Annotated in this window: 16 protein-coding genes; 12 read left to right on the top strand and 4 right to left on the bottom strand. The window is 57.5% G+C overall.

The window, feature by feature from the left end; all coding sequences use genetic code 11:
- Window positions 1-32 precede the first annotated feature (32 nt).
- Window positions 33-827: a glycosyltransferase family 2 protein gene (locus tag CZ375_RS05365; protein WP_077598243.1), complete on the bottom strand. Its 795-nt coding sequence runs from the start codon at window positions 825-827 to the stop codon at window positions 33-35.
- Window positions 828-948: 121 nt separating this feature from the next.
- Between CZ375_RS05365 and CZ375_RS05360 the strand changes: the two genes are divergently transcribed.
- From CZ375_RS05360 to CZ375_RS05350, 3 genes are all read left to right on the top strand, one after another.
- Window positions 949-1815, top strand: a complete 867-nt coding sequence (locus tag CZ375_RS05360; RefSeq protein ID WP_077598242.1) for a LicD family protein — start codon at window positions 949-951, stop codon at window positions 1813-1815.
- Window positions 1812-3107, top strand: coding sequence for a lipopolysaccharide biosynthesis protein (locus CZ375_RS05355; RefSeq protein WP_234966895.1), 1296 nt, complete (start codon window positions 1812-1814; stop codon window positions 3105-3107). The genes CZ375_RS05360 and CZ375_RS05355 overlap by 4 nt, the downstream gene beginning before the upstream one ends.
- Window positions 3108-3207: 100 nt before the next feature.
- Window positions 3208-5319, top strand: coding sequence for a DUF6541 family protein (locus CZ375_RS05350; protein WP_077598240.1), 2112 nt, complete (start codon window positions 3208-3210; stop codon window positions 5317-5319).
- A gap of 4 nt (window positions 5320-5323) precedes the next feature.
- Here the strand turns inward: CZ375_RS05350 and CZ375_RS05345 are convergent, their stop codons facing one another.
- Window positions 5324-6532 (bottom strand): acyltransferase, encoded by a 1209-nt coding sequence (locus tag CZ375_RS05345; protein ID WP_077598239.1) that lies wholly within the window; start codon window positions 6530-6532, stop codon window positions 5324-5326.
- A gap of 47 nt (window positions 6533-6579) precedes the next feature.
- On the opposite strand from CZ375_RS05345, the gene CZ375_RS05340 reads away from it, so the two are divergent.
- Window positions 6580-7722 carry a glycosyltransferase gene (locus CZ375_RS05340; RefSeq protein WP_234966933.1) on the top strand — a complete coding sequence of 381 codons (1143 nt, stop codon included), beginning with the start codon at window positions 6580-6582 and terminating at the stop codon, window positions 7720-7722.
- An 11-nt stretch (window positions 7723-7733) separates the two neighbouring features.
- Window positions 7734-8789: a glycosyltransferase family 2 protein gene (locus tag CZ375_RS05335; protein WP_097677405.1), complete on the top strand. Its 1056-nt coding sequence runs from the start codon at window positions 7734-7736 to the stop codon at window positions 8787-8789.
- Between the two features lie 40 nt (window positions 8790-8829).
- Here the strand turns inward: CZ375_RS05335 and CZ375_RS05330 are convergent, their stop codons facing one another.
- Window positions 8830-9609 carry a LicD family protein gene (locus CZ375_RS05330; RefSeq protein WP_234966892.1) on the bottom strand — a complete coding sequence of 260 codons (780 nt, stop codon included), beginning with the start codon at window positions 9607-9609 and terminating at the stop codon, window positions 8830-8832.
- A gap of 295 nt (window positions 9610-9904) precedes the next feature.
- On the opposite strand from CZ375_RS05330, the gene CZ375_RS05325 reads away from it, so the two are divergent.
- From CZ375_RS05325 to CZ375_RS05305, 5 genes are all read left to right on the top strand, one after another.
- Window positions 9905-10624: a glycosyltransferase family 2 protein gene (locus tag CZ375_RS05325; protein WP_077598235.1), complete on the top strand. Its 720-nt coding sequence runs from the start codon at window positions 9905-9907 to the stop codon at window positions 10622-10624.
- A gap of 1 nt (window position 10625) precedes the next feature.
- Window positions 10626-10997, top strand: a complete 372-nt coding sequence (locus CZ375_RS05320; protein WP_077598234.1) for a DUF2304 domain-containing protein — start codon at window positions 10626-10628, stop codon at window positions 10995-10997.
- 211 nt (window positions 10998-11208) lie between these two features.
- Window positions 11209-12102, top strand: coding sequence for a glucose-1-phosphate thymidylyltransferase RfbA (rfbA, locus tag CZ375_RS05315; RefSeq protein ID WP_077598233.1), 894 nt, complete (start codon window positions 11209-11211; stop codon window positions 12100-12102).
- Between the two features lie 10 nt (window positions 12103-12112).
- A complete protein-coding gene (gene rfbB, locus CZ375_RS05310) occupies window positions 12113-13126 on the top strand; it encodes a dTDP-glucose 4,6-dehydratase (protein WP_077598232.1) in 1014 nt (337 codons plus the stop codon).
- Between the two features lie 9 nt (window positions 13127-13135).
- A complete protein-coding gene (locus CZ375_RS05305; protein ID WP_077598231.1) occupies window positions 13136-14578 on the top strand; it encodes a sugar nucleotide-binding protein in 1443 nt (480 codons plus the stop codon).
- A 109-nt stretch (window positions 14579-14687) separates the two neighbouring features.
- On the opposite strand, the gene CZ375_RS05300 is transcribed toward CZ375_RS05305, so the two are convergent.
- Window positions 14688-16907: an N-acetylmuramoyl-L-alanine amidase gene (locus CZ375_RS05300; protein ID WP_077598230.1), complete on the bottom strand. Its 2220-nt coding sequence runs from the start codon at window positions 16905-16907 to the stop codon at window positions 14688-14690.
- 193 nt (window positions 16908-17100) lie between these two features.
- On the opposite strand from CZ375_RS05300, the gene CZ375_RS05295 reads away from it, so the two are divergent.
- Together CZ375_RS05295 and CZ375_RS05290 are read left to right on the top strand one after the other, a co-directional pair.
- A complete protein-coding gene (locus tag CZ375_RS05295) occupies window positions 17101-18894 on the top strand; it encodes an NTP transferase domain-containing protein (RefSeq protein ID WP_077598229.1) in 1794 nt (597 codons plus the stop codon).
- A gap of 27 nt (window positions 18895-18921) precedes the next feature.
- Complete coding sequence (locus CZ375_RS05290; RefSeq protein WP_077598228.1) at window positions 18922-19872, top strand: DMT family transporter; 951 nt, start codon at window positions 18922-18924, stop codon at window positions 19870-19872.
- Window positions 19873-19914 lie beyond the last annotated feature (42 nt).

The following is a 19914-nucleotide window of genomic DNA, read 5'->3' as shown; positions in this document are numbered from 1 at the left end:
GGTAGCCGTTCGCTCTCGCTTGTTCTGGGAGGCTAGTTGTCGTTGCTTGCTTGACCGAGCTCGTAGAGCCGATTTATGAGCGCCGCGATGCTCTCGGGCCAGAACTTCTTGAACATGGCAAGGTCTTCCTGGCTGCGACTGTTGTCATGGATGAGGCGGCTGGTCTCGGATTCCTCGTGGATGCGATGGAGCATGAGTGGGGTTGGGTCATACACGAAGCTGCCTTCCATCCTTGAGAGCCTCTCCCAGGCCTGCCAGTCAAGGTCGGAGCTAAAGTCCCCAGCAAACAGGGGTTGTTCGAACGCCGAGGTTACAAGCGTCACGGAGGGGCAGCAGATGGGACACCCCAGAGAGAGGATGCGCCGCCGCACCGAGCGCTTCATGGCATTGCGGGGTTTCTCAAGTGCTCTGAGCATGCGGCGCTTGATGAGCAGGTTCCTGTTGTCGAAGACGCGCTCGTCTCCTCGCAGCTCTCCGTAGCCAGTGAAGTACAGCAGGGGGTCGTGGGAAGAATTCAGCATGCGGAGCATGCTCTCGGCATAGCTCGGGAGGTAGACGTCATCCTGATGGGCGATGGTTACCAGAGGGCTATTCGCCATCTTGACGGCGAAGTTCCAGTCCCCGGCGATGCCCCCGGGGCCATCGTTGACGAGCATCTTGCAGCCAATCTGGCGGCAGGCGCGCTCTATGTCGGGGTTGGGCGTCGAGGTGACGAGGATGATCCTCGTTGGCGTGGTTTGCTGCCTGAGCGACTGCACGCACTCGTCCAGATAGGGGCTGGTTCCATAGGCGCAGATTGCAAAGCAATGGTCTGAGGGAGTGTACATTTTTTATCATCCAAGAGAGTGCGGACCTGATTATCGTGCCACCTTATAGTATATGGAATTGGGCACAACATAGCTGACGGGGCCGCCCTTGTGCGTCTTCCGCTACGGACAGGTGGTTTCATTGGAGTACAGGCAATACGAAGACCCTGCGGTTCTGCGCAAGCTGCAGCTCGTGTCAACGAGAATCCTGGGGGAGTTCGATAGGGTCTGCGGCAGGCTGGGTATTCCCTACTTTGTGTATGGCGGCACGGCCATCGGAGCCGTTCGGCACGACGGCTTCATTCCCTGGGACGACGACATAGACGTCGCGATGCTGCGCGACGACTACGAGCGCTTCCTCAGGGAGGCCCCAGCGGTTCTTGCCCCAGAGTATGAGGTCGTCGACTGGCATACGGACCCATTCTTTCCTGCCTGCAACGCGAACCTGGCCCTCAAGGGGACGTATTGCGTCCCAGACGAGTTCATGGGCTGTCGCTTTCAGTATCCCATTGGCATAGGCATATACGCGTTCGACCAGGTTCCCGCAGACGACAAGGACTATCGCAGGCAGGTCCGGCGCACCTGGGTGTGGGGACGCCTGTCCTTTCTCAGGGCGACCTCGTCTCCTCATGTCAACCTCAGGGGCGTCCGTCGCATCCTGGTCCTTGCAGCCTGCAAGCTTGCCCATTGGGGCATGCGCCTCATCCACCTTTCTCCCGCGTTCATTCACCAGAGGTGGGAGCGTGCCGCGCGCATGGCTGCGGATGAGCCTGCGAGTGAGCGCACGTTGTATGCCGACTACGCCGACAGGACGCCGCTGGCCTGGGCGGTAACCAAGTCCGACGTGTTTCCCCTGCAGGAGCATGCGTTCGAGGACCTGATCATCAAGCTGTCGCATGAGAACGACAAGCTGCTCACGCGAGGCTACGGCGACTACATGTCCTTGCCTCCCGAGGACGACCGCAAGAACCACCATCCTGGCCGGCTCGACTTCGGGGCCTTTTCATGAGCGAAGGCATGGACGAGAGCCTTTTGACGGACGTTTCCGACCCCACCCAACGTCCGGGACAGATGGCCAAGAGTTACCTGTGGAACACCCTGGGGTCTCTGATGAACGCGGGCTCGAGCGTTCTCATGCTGCTTGTCGTCACGCGTTCCCTGGGGGCGTATGCGGGCGGGCTCTTCTCGATAGCCTTTGCGATAGCGCAGCAGTTCCAGGTGGTGGGGCATTTCGAGATGAGGACCTATCAGGCCACCGACGCCAAGGAGAGGTTTTCGTTCGGCATATACCTGGCGTCGCGCATCCTCACCTGCATCCTGATGATCCTGCTCGTCATCGCCTACTCCCTTGTTGCGACGGAGCCGCACGAGACCCTCGTGCTCCTCCTCATCGCCTCGCTCAGGCTGTTTGACGCCTTCGAGGACGTGTTCCATGGGATGTTCCAACAGCACGGGAGGCTTGACGTGGCGGGCAGGGCCTTCTTCTTCAGGGGACTGACGACAGTCGTGACATTTTCCCTGGGAGTCATTCTGACGCACGACATCGCCTCTGCGTGCGTCGTGTCCTTCGTCGCCTCTCTAGTCGTGGTCGTCTTGTTGGACATCCTGCCCGCCCGCTCGTTCGTTGCGCTTGCGCCCACGTTCGACCTGAGGTCCATCGTTCGCCTGCTGCTGACCTGCCTGCCGCTCTTTGTGGGCTCTTTTCTCCTGACCTACCTGAGCAACGCCCCCAAGTACGGGATAGAGGGCCTGATGACCAAGGACTACCAGACCTATTACTCGGTCATCTTCATGCCCTCCCTGGTCATCAACCTGCTGAGCGGCTTCGTGTTCAAGCCGCTGCTGACCGACCTCGCGGCGCAATGGACGAAGGGCAACGTGAGGGCCTTCTTCTCGATAGTCACCAGGGGCTTCATGGTCGTCTGCGCCGCCTCGCTGCTCACCATGCTGGTTGCGTATCCGCTGGGGACGGAGGTCCTCTCTGCAATCTACGGCGTTGATGTGACGCCCCTGCGCGCCGAGCTCATGGTCCTCTTGGTGGGAGGCCTCCTCAACGCCTTGAGCGTCATCCTGTTCTATGCGGTGGTGACCATGCGCATGCAGCGCTTCGTCGTTGTGGCGTATGGCGTGGCGGCCCTCTTCTCGTTCTTTGCGGCCACTCCGCTCATCGCAGGCGCCGGGCTGATGGGGGCCTGCATGCTTTACGATATGTCGATGTTCATTCTCTCGCTCGCCTTTCTGGCGGCGTTGGTGTATCGGGCAAGGAGGTTGCGCCTTTCTGACGGCTGTGGTTCCTTCTGAGTCCCATAGGCTCGAGCGATTCACCTCGATTTCTTGCGATTCATTTCCGCTCTTGGGAAGCGGTTCTGGTGTGTGCGTCTGATTCTAAGATTGGTTGACTATGTGGCCCATATTCTTCTTGAGCTTTGTGGTGGCAGGAGCCTTTCTCTATGTTCCGGGGTTTGCCCTCTTCAGGGGATTGGGTTTTAGGGCGGTACCTTCGCTCTGCCTGTCTCCTGCCGCCTCCCTCCTTACATATTGTTTCCTAGGGGTCGCTTACGAGCGCTTGGGCATTTTGGCCAGCTGGACCAGCATGGTGCCAGTGGCTCTGGCCCTGTGTCTCGCGCTCGGGATGATGGCTGCCTTGGTGAGGCACCTACTATTCGGTAAAGGTGCCTTGGCGGAGGCATGTGACTTCGAAGAGGCTGGCGAAAGCCTGTGCAGGGGAGTCTCCCGCCTTGGCGCCATATCGCTCGTACCCTTCTTGCTCATGGCCTTCGTCGTTGGCATGTACGCTTACGTTCTCCCCTTGGACGGGCCCAATTCATTTGCACAGAACTGGGACAATGCCTTTCACCTCAACGCTGCGGCCCAGTTCCTGCGTACGGAAAACTACTCTATGTTTTCAATGGGGGCGTGGAGTCCAGGTGAGATGGCTCCCGTTGCAGATCCAATTGGATACTATCCGGCGTGCTGGTCAGTTCTTGTTGCTTTGGTTTCTTCGGCTGCGCACGTTTCGGTTCCCTGCGCAATTAACGTTGCGAACTTTGCCTTTCAATCTCTCGTTTTTCCCAGTTCCATGTGTTTTTTGATTCACATTCTTTTTAGTGGAAATCGAACGATTTGTTACGCTGCGGCTGTTGTGACCCCACTTTTTGTAGCGTTCCCTTGGGAATTTGTCGACTTTGGTACGCTCAGTCCCAATCTTGCTGGCCTGTCCTTGGCACCCTTGATCGTGGGCTCCTTTGTGCTGCTTGGCTATCAGCTGCTTGAGGGAAGAGCTTGGTTTGCCAGTGCGCTTGCCTTTGTGATTACGCTGCTCTCTGGTGCTATGGCACATCCCAATGCAGTATTCAGCTCGGCGGCCATCCTTGCCCCCTTCTGTGTCTGGCTTTCGATCCGGATTGCGAGGAGGGTATGGTCTCGTTCTCCTAAGCTCGTCTCTCGTACGCGCCTGGTGGCAATTTTCGTAACGTGTCTTCTTACCATGCTTTGGTTGGGGCTTGCCTATATACCGTCTCTGCACAACGTTGTTACGTATTCTTGGAATTATTATATTGATCCATTTCAGGCTGTAGTAAACCTTGCAACCTTTAGTTTCGTGAGAGATTACGGGCAGCCTCTGCTGGGGCTGATTGTAATGATAGGTGTAGTTTCAATTTTCAGAGAAAATCAAGAAATTTGGACAGTCATCTCATACCTCATTGCAGCTTTTATCTTCCTGATTAATGTCATTCTCACCTCAGAATTTGGTGTGTATTCATTTAAAGCCATAGTTGCAGGCTTCTGGTATCAAGACCCCTATCGTACAGCCGCGACTGTTGTTCTTGCGGCTATTCCATTGGCGTCTGCAGGCCTTGCCCGACTTATTTCTCTTGCCCGTCGTCATGTCGAGATAGCACAAGCTGATTGGCGGGGGAGTGCACAAATTATGTCATTTGCAAAAAACTACACTCCAGTGCTCACTGCAGGTTTAGTCGCCCTCGCTGTTCTCTGGCCTTCAATTAGGATTCCAGGAATGACAAATGTCATCACCGGTTTTGGTGGACTTAGAGACGGTGTGACCCATCTATACAATGTGTCCTATAATGTCCTCGATGACGATGAAAGACACTTCCTCGAGAGAGTTAAGCGCCTCATCCCTGAGGATGCCCTAATTATTAACGTGCCAGAGGATGGGTCCGTATTTGCGAGCGGGCTCCTTGGGTTGAATACATATTACCGCGTGTATGGCATCCAAGATAAATCAGATGAGACGTATCAGAGCAAAGTTATCCGTAATAATGCAGAGCACTTTGCCGATAATGCTGAGGTTAGGAATGCGTTTTCGTCTATTGGGGCAAAGTATCTTTTGATTCTGGATTCGGTGGATGAAGAGAGCGATACAAGGTGGACTCCCGTTAGTTTTCAACCTGAGTCTTGGGAGGGTATCATAAGCGTGCGCGAGGACACTCCCGGATTCAGGCTCGTGCTTTCCGAGGGAGACATGAGGCTGTATCGCGTGCTGTACTAGGCGGCTAGTCGTGGGCGAAGGCGCGGTCATACGCCGCCTTCGCCCACCTCACGAGCGTCTCGTCAAAAATGAGAGCCAGGCCAAGAGAGATTCCGAACACGACAAGCGTTAGCAGCGCAGAGCCCGCTATCGCCCAAGGGCCCGTGAGCCCCTGAAGCTCCGGAAGCCGCGACAAGGGGACAAGGACCATCATGTGCACGAGGTATATGGAAAAGGAGTGCCTGGCCACCAGACCCACAAAGGGGCTTGCCTGCCTGTTGCGAAACGTCCTAATGAGGCCAGCATAGAGCCCCAGCGCGGCAATGATGAAGAGGGGCGACGTGTCCTGCGCATGCTGCCCATACCCCTGATAGATTAGAAAAACCGAAAGCGCAAAGCAGATTGCCGCAAGAGGCGCAAACCAACGATACGTGGCATCTGTCGCTAGCTCCTTGTCTGCGAACGATCCAAGGCAGTATACGAAGAAGAAGCCGCTGATGGGCATGGAGAAGGCCCCCTCATGCCCAAGATTTGCGAAGGTGGTCACATATGCCTGGAAGGCAAGCCCCAGGACGAGAAACACCCTGCGTTCCATAGTGGAAAGCCCTGGGAATATTCGGCGCACAAAAGGAGAGACAAGGAGATATCCAAGCAGCGTGTAGACGAACCAGTATTCGATGCTGGCATAGCCCTGCGCCGAGAGCAGGTTGCGTGCGAGGAGCCGGGCGAGAGGGGTGGAGCTACTGCTGGTGTACCAGTCAAGAAGGGACCTGCCCAAAAAGACAAGCAGGGCGGGAAGTACGATGTTGCGCAGCTTGGAGCTGTAGAACCTCCAAATGGAGTCTTCCTCTCTGGCGGGGCGCAGGTTGAAGTGCCCAGACATGAGGAAGAACAGCACATTCCCCATAAAGAAGAGGGCCTGTGCGCCGAGGCGGTACCACTGGGCGGCCCTTCCCGCATCGGGCCCAATGACCACGAGAGAGTGTACGGCAACCACGAACGCTATCGCAACGAATCGTATGGCGTCAAACTCGTATGCCCTGGTCTTGGACCCCTGACTTTTCCGTTGGGAGAGGGTTGCAGGTTTCCTTGGCTCTTCTTTAAATCTCACTGTGCCTCCGGAGCGTATGGTCTGTTTAATTGTCCAGTATATTCGCTCATTCTTGATGGTCTCTGCTAAGATGCTAAGGCGCCTTTGGGAAATAGGGCAACGGGCCCGTTCTTGCCCTGCCATGGACGTGTTCGATGCAAACGTCTTCTCTGGAGAGCAGTGTGAGCAACATGGACAATGCGCTTGTCAGCGTCTTGGTTCCCATATTCAACGTTGAAAGGTATCTCGACCAGTGCCTGGATTCTCTTAGTAGGCAGAGCTACCAAAATCTAGAGATACTCTGCATAAATGATGGCTCTACGGATGGCTCTCGTGCAATAATTGAGTCTTATGCGAGCGCAGATGCACGCTTCAAGCTGATTGATAAGCCCAACAGCGGATACGGTGACTCAATGAATAGGGGACTTGAGCTTGCACGGGGCAAGTACATCTCCATTCTCGAGTCAGATGACTTTCTCGATTTTAATGCCATCGAATATATGGTGAGCATGGCTGAGGCAGATCGGCTCGAGGTATTTAAGTGCAATTTCTGGCTGTACTGGTCTGAGGGGAGGCCAGAGTACTCGTATCGAAATGACGTCTATTTCACCTTGGCCACATCAGAGATGGTGAATCTTGGCGTTCATGCGCCAAGGAATTACCCAGATATCTTCTGGAAGAAGCCGTCAATCTGGTCCGCGCTCTATCTCAAGAGGTTCCTGGACGAGAACGGCATTCGCTTCCTGCCCACTCCGGGTGCCTCATACCAGGATTCGAGCTTCACGTTCAAGGTGTTCTCCTGCGCGGAGAGGGCAAGGTATTCCGGAAAGGCGTTCCTGCATTACCGTCAGGATAACGAGCAATCGTCCGTGAACTCTCCCGGTAAGGTGTACTGCATCTGTGACGAGCATGCAGAGATGCGACGCTTCCTAGATGAGGAAAGGCCCGAGCTTCGCCAGGGACTCGATCCGGTTCGCGCATATGTAAAGTTCCTTAACTATGCATGGAACTATGACCGCCTGACGACCGATCTCAAGTCGGAGTTTCTGGATAGGTTTTCTCTCGAGATGCACGAGGAGGTCGAGAGGGGAAGCATCCCGGAGGGTGTTCTGGACGGAAGCTATGCGAGCGATGACGAACTTGCGCTATACCAATACTTCACCTTGCCGCAGGTGGCCAGCCTGCGTCAGGTCCTCTATAAGAAGGACGTTTATGCTGCGGTGCGCTCCTCCAGGTTGAGCGCCAGCAAGTTGGAGACCATGAAGAACTTCTGGTCCATTGGCGGTGCCTCTGGTGTTGCCGAGCTTGTCAAACTCAAGCTTCGAGAGGGGTAGTGATACGCATTATGGGCAAGGTTTCGGTCGTGGTTCCCGTCTACAACGTGGAGGACTACCTCGACGGGTGCCTGGAATCCCTTGAAGCGCAGACCTATCGGGACCTAGAGATTATCTGCGTGAACGATGGATCAACAGATGGGTCAGAAGACAAGCTGCGACAGTGGGCCGAGCGCGATGGGCGCGTGAGGGTTATATGTCAGAGCAACGCCGGCCCTTCTGCCGCCCGCAATGCGGGCATCAGGGCTGCCACGGGTGACTTCATCTGCTTTTTGGACCCTGATGACCGCTTTCTTCCCTCTGCCTGTGAGGAGATTCACGAGGCTCTTTCCTCTGCAGATACCGATGTGCTGGTTTTTGGTGCAACCTACATTCCTGCCAGTCTAAACTCTCCTTGGCTTGATTATGCGCTCAGTCCAAGGGACGTCGAGTACACCAGCTTCTCTACTGATGTCCTCTTTAAGGAGCAGTCACGGCCCTTCGTATGGCGCCTGGCGCTCAAGGCAAGCTTCCTTGCCGAGCAGGGGCTTCGCTTTGATGAGGAGCTGCCCTTTGGCGAGGATCAGGTGTTTTGCTTTGCGGTATACCCTCGCTCGTCACACACGGTGTTTATCTCGAAGAAGCTCTATGAGTATAGGGCTCAGCGTCCTGGCTCACTTATGGACCAAAGGTTCAAGGACCTCTGCGGCAAGATGCTTGAGCATGCAGATGTTCTGGAGCATATCTATGCCGACTGGGAGCGTCTGGGCATCCTCGAGAAGTACTGCTCCCAGATGGTCTCGTGGGGTTTGGATTTCGCCCTGACCAATATGCTCAGGGCGCCTCAGGATGACTTCATCGTCGTTGCCCAGCGTCTCTCGGGAATACTGAGGCGCTTCTTCACGGAGGATTCCTTGAGGAAGATTGACGTCAAGGCGGACAGAAACCTCGCACTGAACCTGTTCAGACGGCCGCAGGCATCAGTATTCCTGCGCAAGAAGGCCGCCTGGCGCTTCTTCGGCGCCCGGTATGGTCGCAAGCTTGCACTTCGTTGGGTATTCTCTCGTTACCACCTGGATGCCTCGTAAAGGGCCCCTGTTTCGCACCACTGTCCTGTGCTTGGTTGGACTAGTACGGTCCAAAGTCCAGGCGGGCGGGGAAGTGGTTCTTGCGCTTCTCGACGGGGGGAAGCTGCATGTAGTCGCCATACGTGACCTTGAGCAGCGTGTCGATCCCCTGCGGAAACGGAAGCTTCATGTCCTCGAAATCGAGGTACAAAAGGGGCTTGATGTCGGTCCAGGCGAGTGTCTGGGTAAAGCGGTCCGTGTCGTGCAGATATCCAATGCGACGCGTCTTCACGTTGGCGTAGCGCTCTCGCGCCTCGCGCTCCCTGCGATAGGCGAACTGGGGCGATAGGTGCAGGAGTCTTGCAAGGCCGTATGCGCTTGCGCAGGCAACACGCAGAAGTGCTCCCTTCCATCCGCCAATGAGTATGACAGGGCGGGGGACGCTTATGAGGATGCGGATGTGCGACCAGAACCAGGCGTCCCAGGCTTGCTTTCGATACGCGACCTCATCATCCGCGACGTTGTCAAAGGCGTACATGTCAAGAAATATGCCAAGGTCAAGCGGAAGTTCTGCGAGGGTCTCCTCGCAGAACTGCGTACCCTTGAGCATGATGCGTGTAGTGGCGAGGGGATAGTTGCTATCTATGGAAGCATCAATCACGTCGTAGACGTCAGCATGTTCCTCGCGGATGACCTTGATGAGCTGCTCAAGGTCTTGGGCAGGCATACCTATGTCGATGTCGTCGTCCCAGGGGATGAACCCCTTGTGACGAATGGCCCCTATGCCCGTTCCCCCGAAGCCGAAGTAAGTGAGGCTTCGTTCGTCACATATGCGCGCCACGTCTTTCAGAATCTTCAGCTCGCATTTCCATACGTGTCGAAGGGTCTCTGTGTCATATTCTTTCATGCGGCTCCCGAGGCTCGCTCTCTTCTGGCTTGGGCATCGCACAGTTTAGCATACGGCATCGCCACCAGCGGTAGCGCCGCATGGACACACATTGGCTAACACCAAGTTCGCATCGCTTGTCGTGAGATGTCGCAATGGTGGCAATGGTATGGTGGATGGGCTATGGTGAACGCTGCGCCTCAATGTCCTTTCCACGCTCCGCGCAGAGCCGTTATGTCGAGAGGGTTTCATGGACATACACGATGACAAGCCCCGCGTCCTGCTTGTGGTCCCGGCCTACAACGAGGAGGGCAACATCTTGTCGGTGGTTCGCCAGATCACGGAGGCGGGCTATGACTATGTCGTCATAAACGACGGGTCAACCGACGGCACCCTGCGCGTCTGTCAGGCCAATGGGCTGAACTGCGTGGACCTTCCCATCAACTTGGGCATCGGGGGCGCGGTGCAGACGGGCCATCGCTATGCCCTTGAGCACGGCTATGACGTGGACATCCAAGTCGATGGCGATGGCCAGCATGACATCTCCTACGTCCCCAGGCTTCTCGAGGAGATCGGCCGCGGCGCCGACCTGGTCATCGGCTCGCGCTTCGTGGGCGAGTCCGGGGGCTTTCGCTCCACCCTCCTGCGCAGGATCGGCATCAAATGGCTTGAGGGGTGCATCAGGTTCGTCACGGGCCTGACCATCACGGACTGCACGTCAGGGTTCAGGGCCTCTGGCAGGCGGGCGATGTCGCTGTTCGCCTCAAGCTATCCGTGCGACTATCCGGAGCCCGAGTCGATCGTGACCGCGCACACCCACAGCCTTGTCGTTCGCGAGGTGCCCGTCATCATGCGCGAGCGGCAGAGCGGCACGTCGTCCATCAATGCTCTGCGAAGCGTCTACTACATGGTCAAGGTCACTCTGGCCGTGCTGATCGAGGGAATGGGCCAAAGAGGGGGGAGGAAATAGGATGGGAGTCACCCTACGTCTGATGCTGGCTTGCTTTTGCCTGCTCTTCTTCTTTGCGGTCGTTCGTCTGGTTTCGAGGGGCAGGCTTCAGCTGAAGTACTCTCTCCTCTGGATGGCGATGTCGCTCGCGCTGATTCTTTGTGCGGTGGCCCCGGACCTCGTCGGGGCGATTGCCAAGCTGTTGGGGATCGGCCTCGCGTCCAACTTCGTGTTCTTGGTCGGATTCGTTATCCTTCTGGGCATATGCCTATCCCTGACGGTCATCGTGAGCTGGCAGTCCCGCGACATCCGTCAGATGATCCAGCACCTTGCCCTCATCGAGAAGCGTCTTTCGGATGCAGATGACCCCTCCGACCGTGACGCCACCGACTAGCCGCCTGCCGCTGCGGCGCCACCTGCACCACCGCCGGCTGCGGACCTCTCGGCTTCGGCTTTGGTGCCGCGAGAGGGGAGATGCGTGTGGTTTCCGGGCCTCTCCCGCCGCGAAAGCCGCTCGTATCGCCCCTCTCGCGGCGGCCGAGGCGGCGAGGGGAAGCGCGTACCGCGATGGGCATTGCTGCGGTTCAACGTGAAGGGATCGTTCAATGAAAGGTATCATCCTTGCCGGGGGCTCGGGAACGCGTCTGTACCCGCTTACCACCGTGACCAGCAAACAGCTGCTCCCCGTGTACGACAAGCCCATGGTCTACTATCCGCTCTCGACCCTGATGCTTGCGGGCATCCGTGACATCCTCATCATCTCTACCCCGCGTGACCTCCCCAACTTCGAGAATCTGCTGGGGGATGGGGAGGATTTCGGGATCAGCCTCTCGTATGCCTCCCAGCCAGAGCCCAATGGGCTCGCGCAGGCCTTCGTGATTGGTGCGGACTTCGTGGCCGGTGATTCGTGCGCGCTAGTGCTTGGTGATAACATCTTCTATGGGAACGGCCTCTCACGGCATCTGCGGGATGCCTGCGCCTCGGCTGCCCAAGGACGGGCCACCGTCTTCGGCTATCGGGTGGACGATCCGGAGCGCTTTGGCGTTGTCGAGTTCGATGCAGACTACAACGCCATCTCCATTGAGGAGAAGCCCCGGTACCCGAAGTCGAACTATGCCGTCACAGGTCTCTATTTTTACGACGAGCGCGTGACGGACCTTGCCGCCCGTGTCACGCTTTCCGCCCGTGGCGAATATGAGATTACGGACCTGAATCGCATGTATCTCGAAATGGGTGACCTGGATGTGGTGACCTTGGGACGAGGCTATGCCTGGCTCGACACGGGAACCATGGAGTCCCTGTTCGAGGCATCCCAGTTCGTTCGAACAGTTCAGACCGCCCAGGGGCTGCCGGTGAGCGTTCCCGAGGAGATTGCCTTTGAGAACGGGTGGATTTCGAGAGAACGGCTGCTCGAGTGCTCGTCGCGCTATGGCAAGAGTGACTATGGGAAGCATCTGAAGCTAGTCGCCGATGGCGGTATCGTTCACTCTTGCTATTAGGAGGTCATGCATGTCAGAGCAGTACCGGCATATTCTGGTTACGGGAGGCTGCGGGTTCATCGGCAGCAATTTCGTTCACTACGTCGTTCGCGAACATCCTGAGGTACACGTTACCGTACTGGATAAGCTCACCTATGCGGGAAACCCAGAGAACATTGCGAGCTTGCCATCCAGCAGTGTAGAGTTGGTGGTTGGCGACATATGCGACGTCAAGCTGGTTGACGAGCTTGTGTCCGGTAGCGACGCGGTTGTTCATTACGCTGCCGAATCGCATAACGATAACTCCATCTGCGACCCCTCGCCCTTCGTCCTGACTAATGTCCAAGGTACGTTTTGCCTGCTTGAGGCATGTAGGAGACATGGCGTTCGATTCCATCACGTCTCGACCGACGAGGTCTATGGCGACCTTGCGCTTGATGACCCAGCTCGATTTACGGAAGAGAGCCCCTATCGTCCTTCCAGTCCCTACAGCTCCACGAAAGCGGCTTCCGACATGCTGGTGAGGGCTTGGGCTAGAACCTACGACATCCTTGTGACCATCTCCAACTGCTCCAATAACTATGGGCCATATCAGCACATCGAGAAGTTCATACCTCGCCAAATCACCAATGTGCTTTGTGGCATCCGTCCCAAGTTGTATGGCGATGGGAGGAATGTCCGTGACTGGATCCATACCGATGACCACTCCCGGGCCGTGTGGAAAATCCTGACCTGTGGTCAGGCAGGGGAGACCTACCTTATCGGTGCCGACGGGGAGAGGTCAAATATCGATGTGCTGCGCGAGATACTTACGGTGATGGGTAGGCCGGAGGATGAGTTTGACTGGGTCAGGGACCGTCCCGGCCATGATCGTCGTTATGCCATCGATTCGGCCAAGCTTCGGCGCGAGCTTGGCTGGAAGCCCATTTACACAGACTTTTCCCAGGGTCTTGCCCGCACGATTGCCTGGTACTCGGAACATGGGCAGTGGTGGCGGGATTCCAAGGACGCCACGGAAAAGAAATATGCCAGCCAGGGGCAATAGGAGGACTCTGTGGACTTTGAAAAGGACCTGCGCTCTTACGAGACAGGGATAGAGGGGCTGAAGCTATTTGACCTCTGCGTACATGGTGACGACAGGGGATGGTTCAAGGAGAACTGGCAGCAGGCGAAGATGTCCTCCTGCGGCCTGAGGAATTTCCATCCGGTGCAAAACAACATCAGCTTCAATGCCCAAAGGGGGGTCACGCGTGGAATCCATGCCGAGCCCTGGGACAAGTATATTTCCGTTGCCTCCGGCTCGGTCTTTGGGGCTTGGGTTGACCTGCGTGTCGGCAAGGGATTCGGGAAGGTATTTTGTTGTCGTCTTGACCCGTCCAAGGCCATTTTCGTCCCACGCGGCGTGGGCAACGCCTTCCAGGCGCTAGAAGACGGAACCGCCTACACCTATCTCGTCAATGCTCATTGGTCGCAGGAGCTGAAGGAGTCTTACACCTTTGTTAACCTGGCCGACGAACAGCTTGCAATTGAATGGCCCATTCCTCTCGCAGAATGCGAGCTTTCCATGGCCGATAGGGGTCATCCCCGTCTACGGGATGTTTCGCCCATGCGCGGCAAGCGGACGCTTGTGACGGGTTGCAAAGGCCAGCTTGGCAGGGCAATCCGTCAGATTGCGAACGAGAGGGGCCTGGATGGCTTCGAGTATTGTGACATCGACTCCTTTGATTTCTCTGATCCCAGGTCATATGACAGCATCTCCTGGGATGAATACGGGACAGTCATAAACTGTGGCGCATATACCGCAGTTGATCGGGCGGAGACGACGGAGGGTCGCGTGGCATGCTGGAAGGCGAACGCCCTTGGACCTAGCCTTCTTGCCCAGACTTGCGCGAGGCATGACATTACCCTGGTGCATGTTTCATCCGAGTACGTGTTTGACGGCAGAAGGGACGTACACGACGAGCGCGAGCCGTATGCTCCCCTGTCAGTCTATGGCCAGGCCAAAGCTGCGGGCGACATTGCCCTGGCCTGCTGTCCCAAGCACTATGTCGTCCGTACGAGCTGGGTCATTGGAGACGGCAATAACTTCGTGAGGACCATGGCCGCACTCTCTGATCGCTGTGCCGATCCTGCCGATGGGTTGGAGCTGGTGTCCGTTGTGAATGATCAGCGGGGAAGGCTGACATTCACGGACGAGCTTGCGAGGGGCATCTTCTGGCTGCTGGACAACGGCTCAGACTATGGGACATACAATCTCTCCAACGAGGGGCGCACTGCCAGCTGGTTTGACATTGCGAAATTGGTGTTCGACAGGAAGAACGACAACGCAAGCTGCGTGCGTGCGGTGACGACGTCTGACTACTATGACGATGCCAAGGGACCCGTTGCTCCGAGGCCGCACAACAGCACCTTGTCTCTCGAGAAAATCAGTGACTTGGGATTTAAGCCGCGAGATTGGGAGGACGAGCTCTTCTCGTATCTGGAGGGCATTGGGTAGTTGCCTATGCCCTTATGGATGTCCGCCGATGATGCAGTTGCCCACATTTACATGAGGAGGGGGGTTGGCGTTTACGCCAACCCCCCTCAGTGGTAGGTGTTGCAGAGATTTACATCCCCAGGTGAGCGCGCATGACGCTGAGAATGGAGTTCGCATAGGCCTCGCTTGTTGCCCAGCGTCCCGTCAGGTCCTGTATGTTGGGAGCTATGCCGCGAGTCACCAGGTGAAAGCGTGGATCAACGCAGCTCGTGTTGAGCTCGTCCGTGCTTGCGTAGGCCTTTAGGTGCTGCACCTGGGCCATTATGCCGGTCTCTACGTCAGGGAAGGAGTTGCCCTCGCCCTGGTTGCCAACTGCGCCAATCCCTGCGAAGTTGCACTGCTCGGGCTTGACGTCTCCGCCAAATCGCAGCCATCCGGTCTCGACCATCGCCTGGGCAAAGACCACCTCTGCGCGTACGCCTTCCTTTTGCGCGCAGGACTCGATTATTTCACAGAACTCGTTGATGCTCTGTGTACCCTTCGATGAGTATATGCTTGGGAACTCTCCGTTTACCTGGTTGAATGCGTCCGCCATCGTCTCTGCGCTGACCCGAGAAGCCCCCATGATGGGCTCTCCCGCATTCTGCGCCTCAAGCTTGCGCCCGTCCCAGGCGCCATCCGGTCCGAGAGGCCAGACATATCCGTCCCATGAAAGTAGGCCCGTCGCCATCTCGCAGGTCTCGGGGTCCATGTAGTACCACGAGCCGCCCACCTTGTGCCACCCGGTCCGGAGCGCCCCGTTGCCGTCGGCCAGGTACCAGACGTCCCTGCCCTTGTCGTGCCCCCAGCCGCCCGCGTGCATGGCGCCCGTCTCGGGGTCGAGCCAGTACGAGAAGGAGCCGATCTTGTGCGCGCCCGTCGCCATCTCGCAGGTCTCGGGGTCCATGTAGTACCACGAGCCGCCCACCTTGTGCCACCCGGTCTGGAGCGCCCCGTTGCCGTCGGCCAGGTACCAGACGTCCCTGCCCTTGTCGTGCCCCCAGCCGCCCGCGTGCATGGCGCCCGTCTCGGGGTCGAGCCAGTACGAGAAGGAGCCGATCTTGTGCGCGCCCGTCGCCATCTCGCAGGTCTCGGGGTCCATGTAGTACCACGAGCCGCCCACCTTGTGCCACCCGGTGACGGGGGTCGCCTCGTTCGAGAAGAGGTAGCGCGCGCCCGTCTCGACGTCGTTGAACCAGCCCGTGCTGGCGGCGCCTCCCTCCGAGAAGTGACGCCTCGTCCCGTCGATCGTCCTCCAGCCCGTGGCGGCGATGCCGCTCTCGTCCAGGTAGTACCACTCGCCACGGTACATGACCCACTCGCTCGTCACGGGAGAGCCGTTCCGCATGACCTGCCAGCCGCCCGCGCCTTGCACCCACGCGCCATAGAATCCGGAGTACTTCTCGCCATAGGAGGTGCTGAACCAATTGTTGTACTGGCTGAACCCATAGGTCCAAGCTATGGCGTCGGCATCGGCCTCTCCCATTTTTCTGAGATTCTCGTCATCAGCAAGGATGGCGACGTCCTTGGGATTCGAGATAAAGGCGTGTTCGACGATGACGCCGGGGATGCCATATAGTCGCGAGTTCCTGATCACGGAGTAATAGTCCATCCGGGAGCCGTCGGGATAAGATTTTCCGGCATCAGCGGGATAGTCGCGAGTGAGCACGCCTCGATTGCTCGTGCCAAACCTGCCCGTAATCTCATTGAGGATGTTCTGGGACAGAGCCTTGCCGCGATGGTTGGCCTCCGCCTTCCAAAAACCGCTGGAGTTGGGATACCAGACCTCTGTTCCATTCGCCTGTGGTCCAGAAGCGTTGATGTGCAGGGAAACGAACACGTCAGCCCCTGCGTTCACGGAGTTGGTCACCCTATCTATCAGCTCCACATCGTGGTCGTCTTCTCGAGTCATATAGACGTTTGCGTGATAGACGTTCACCAGCCTGTCCCGTGCGGCTTTGGCGATGATGAGACAGCATCGCTTTTCCTGGAGGCCCGACCCCACCGCTCCGCTGTCTGGTCCGCCGTGTCCGGCATCAAGCGCTATGACAAAGCCCTGTGCGGACGCGGCGCCCGGCGCATCGATGCTGCGCGTGAGACTGCGCGGTGCGCCCACCCCCTGAACGGGGGCGTTGTCCGTGCTAGTGCTTAGGTCCTGGTCGGTCGGGACAAGGAGCTCCTCGGCGTTCTCGGGGCTTTCCGCAAGCGCCACCGAGGTCTGCGCAAGCGGGAGGGCCATGCCGAGACATAGGATGACGAGCGAGGAAACCACCCATCCTAGTGCTTTGTCCCTGAAGCCAAGTCGTCTCATGTTCGTCCTTTCTTGCTCGTGCGCGTAGCCGTAGCACTGTTCTTCTCATCTGGCAACAGGATACCCTGCCTCCACCAGCGGGACAAATTCCTGGATTATGTTCAATATATGTTATATAAATATATAAATTGAACAAACTACTTTCTTGAGATTAGGATGTCCGAGAACGCCAAACACGTCAGGAAGGTCGGATATGGTCCTTACGAAGAACGAGTTCCGCATCCTCAAGGCCATTGCTGGTTTGGATGAGGCGGTGACCCAGCGTCATCTCGCCAAGCTCAGCGGCCTTTCCCTGGGTACTACGAACACCGTGCTGAAGGCTTGCGAGAAGGGTGGCATGGTTGTTGACGGGCGCATCACGCAGGTCGGAATGGAGGCCCTCGAGCCATTTGCAGTGGACAATGCCATCATTATGGCCGCTGGCCTCTCCTCCCGATTTGCTCCCATCTCGTACGAGAAGCCCAAGGGCCTGCTGCGAGTGAGGGGGGAGGTTCTTATCGAGCGGCAGATTCGCCAGCTGATGGCCGCCGGCGTCACGGACATCACGGTGGTGGTGGGCTACAAGAAGGAATACTTCTTCTACCTTCGCAGCAAATTTGGCGTGAAGATTGTGGTGAACCCAGACTACGCGACGCGTAATAACAATGGCACCCTCTGGCTTGTGCGTGACATGCTGGCCAATAGCTACGTTTGCTCGTCTGACAACTATTTTCTCGAAAACCCCTTTGAGCGATACGTGTATGGGGCCTATTACGCCTGTAGGTATGTGGAGGGGCCGACGAAGGAATGGTGCGTCTCGACTGGCGCCGGCGGTCGCATAACCCATGTGTCCATCGGCGGCGCCGACTCACTTACCATGATGGGGCACGTCTACTTTGATAATGCCTTCTCCCAGGCATTCCGCGCGGTTCTCGAGCGTGTGTATAACAGGCCCGAGACGCAGGACAAGCTCTGGGAGGAAATCTATGTGGATCACATCCGTGAGCTGTCTATGGTTGCCCGCGAGTATCCGGCGGGCGTGATCAACGAGTTCGACTCGCTTGACGAGCTACAGAGCTTTGACCCCCAGTTCGTGCAGAACGTAGATTCGGAGATATTCGACAACATAGTCTCCGTCCTCGGCTGCGAGAAGACCGACATTCATGACTTCTGGCCACTCAAGCAGGGCCTTACCAACCTTTCCTGTCACTTCTCGGTGGGGGAGGGAGACGAGGCCCAGGAGTATGTGTACAGGCATCCTGGCGTTGGCACGGAGAAGATGATCAACCGAGCCAGCGAGGCCGCTGGCCTGCGCCTTGCGCGCGACCTGGGATTGGACAACACCTTCATCTACGAGGACGAGGCGAGCGGTTGGAAGCTCTCCCGCTTCGTTCGCAATGCCCAAAGTCTGGACGTTGACGATGACGCGCAGCTGAATCGTGCCATGGAGATGTGCCGACAGCTGCACGAGAGCGGTGCAACCCTTGAGCGCCGCTTTGACTTTGTGGAGGAGGGCCTGAGCTACGAGAGGCTTCTGCTCGCCCATGGCCCCATTGAGGTCCCTGGTTACTTCGAGCTCAAGGAGAAGGTCCTCAGACTCAAGGGGTATGCCGACGGGGACAATTATGCTCCATGCGTCTCCCATAACGACTTCTTCCTCCTCAACTTTCTCGTCGAGCAGGATGGGGCCATGAGCCTCATTGACTGGGAGTACGCGGGCATGTCAGACCCCGCAAACGACTTCGGCACGTTCACGGTGTGCTGCGAGCTCACCGAGGAGCGTGCCAACCAGGCACTTGACTGGTACTTTGGTCGCGCTGCGAGCTTCGAGGAGCGCCGACACTTCTGGAGCTATGTGGTCTTTGCCGGCTGGTGCTGGTACCTGTGGTCCCTCGAGAAGGAGTCCGAGGGGGACAACGTGGGCGAGTGGCTGTTCATCTACTACCGGTATGCGGTGGATTACGTGGACAAGGTGCTGGAATGGTACGAGAGCGGTGACGCTCGCTAGGCGTTCCCTTCAGAAGGAGCAGGTCCCATGAGATATGGTCTATTCAGCGGTGTGCTGTGGGCGATAGATACCGTTATTTTGGGCATCGCACTTGGAATGTCTCCCTATTTGGGGGCAGCCCAGGCATCGGTTGCGTCCGCATTCATGCATGACGTCTTCGCAGCCTTGGTCCTGCTGGTCTTTATGGGTACCAGGGGACGTCTTGGTGATACGTTCAAGGCGCTCAAGACGCGAAGCGGGAAGGTCATCATGCTTGCGGCCCTGCTTGGTGGGCCGATTGGCATGAGTGGCTATCTGACCGCGATTGACTGCATAGGCCCAGGCTACACGGCAGCCATCTCGGCATTCTATCCCGCTGTGGGTACCTTTCTTGCGGTGCTGGTGCTCAAGGAGCGTATGAAGCCGCGCCAGGTAATCGCGCTGTTGCTGGCTCTCTTTGCGGTTGTGGTCATGGGGTGGTCGTCTACCGGAGCGGTGACGGTGAACAATCCCGTGGCGGGAATTCTGGGGGCGCTGCTCTGCGTGTTTGGCTGGGGTTCGGAGGCCGTCATCCTGGCTTGGGGTATGGGTGACGACGCAGTGGACAACGAGACGGCCCTGCACATACGAGAGACGACTTCTGCCTTGGCCTACGGTCTTGTCGTGGTGCCCATAACTGGGTCGCTGGGCCTTGTGGGGCAGGTGGCGCTCACGCCTGCCAATGCGGTCGTCCTCGTTGCCTCCCTTGCGGGCACCGTCTCGTACCTCTTCTACTACAAAGCCATTGACTCGATAGGTGCGGCGCGCGGCATGGCGCTCAACATCTCCTATTCGGCCTGGGCCGTGTTTCTGACGGCGGTCGCCCTGGGCGTGATGCCCAGCTGGCTCGAGGTCGTCTGCTGCATTGTTATCGTCTGCGGCACGGTTCTCTCCGCCTCGCCAGATTGGAAGGAGCTGACTGCCGGCTGGATTGGGTGCACGGATGACAGGCGGTCCTGAGGGGCCTTCTCCTCTTCTGCACGGATGGTACGACTCGAGTTA

Origin of the sequence: Olsenella urininfantis, from assembly GCF_900155635.1 — a bacterium.
Taxonomy (GTDB): Bacteria; Actinomycetota; Coriobacteriia; order Coriobacteriales; family Atopobiaceae; genus Olsenella_G; species Olsenella_G urininfantis.
Note: the sequence above shows the minus strand (reverse complement) of the source record. Positions and strands in the feature narration are given on the sequence as shown.

What these genes read in the sequence shown, in the direction of transcription:
- CZ375_RS05320 (WP_077598234.1), top strand. Translation starts at nt 10,626, where the DNA reads ATGGGAGTCACCCTACGTCTGATGCTGGCTTGCTTTTGCCTGCTCTTC.
- CZ375_RS05335 (WP_097677405.1), top strand. Translation starts at nt 7,734, where the DNA reads ATGGGCAAGGTTTCGGTCGTGGTTCCCGTCTACAACGTGGAGGACTAC.
- CZ375_RS05350 (WP_077598240.1), top strand. Translation starts at nt 3,208, where the DNA reads ATGTGGCCCATATTCTTCTTGAGCTTTGTGGTGGCAGGAGCCTTTCTC.
- CZ375_RS05290 (WP_077598228.1), top strand. Translation starts at nt 18,922, where the DNA reads ATGAGATATGGTCTATTCAGCGGTGTGCTGTGGGCGATAGATACCGTT.
- CZ375_RS05365 (WP_077598243.1), bottom strand. Translation starts at nt 827, where the DNA reads ATGTACACTCCCTCAGACCATTGCTTTGCAATCTGCGCCTATGGAACC.
- CZ375_RS05345 (WP_077598239.1), bottom strand. Translation starts at nt 6,532, where the DNA reads ATGGCAGGGCAAGAACGGGCCCGTTGCCCTATTTCCCAAAGGCGCCTT.
- CZ375_RS05300 (WP_077598230.1), bottom strand. Translation starts at nt 16,907, where the DNA reads ATGAGACGACTTGGCTTCAGGGACAAAGCACTAGGATGGGTGGTTTCC.
- CZ375_RS05355 (WP_234966895.1), top strand. Translation starts at nt 1,812, where the DNA reads ATGAGCGAAGGCATGGACGAGAGCCTTTTGACGGACGTTTCCGACCCC.
- CZ375_RS05340 (WP_234966933.1), top strand. Translation starts at nt 6,580, where the DNA reads ATGGACAATGCGCTTGTCAGCGTCTTGGTTCCCATATTCAACGTTGAA.
- rfbA (WP_077598233.1), top strand. Translation starts at nt 11,209, where the DNA reads ATGAAAGGTATCATCCTTGCCGGGGGCTCGGGAACGCGTCTGTACCCG.
- CZ375_RS05295 (WP_077598229.1), top strand. Translation starts at nt 17,101, where the DNA reads ATGGTCCTTACGAAGAACGAGTTCCGCATCCTCAAGGCCATTGCTGGT.
- rfbB (WP_077598232.1), top strand. Translation starts at nt 12,113, where the DNA reads ATGTCAGAGCAGTACCGGCATATTCTGGTTACGGGAGGCTGCGGGTTC.
- CZ375_RS05325 (WP_077598235.1), top strand. Translation starts at nt 9,905, where the DNA reads ATGGACATACACGATGACAAGCCCCGCGTCCTGCTTGTGGTCCCGGCC.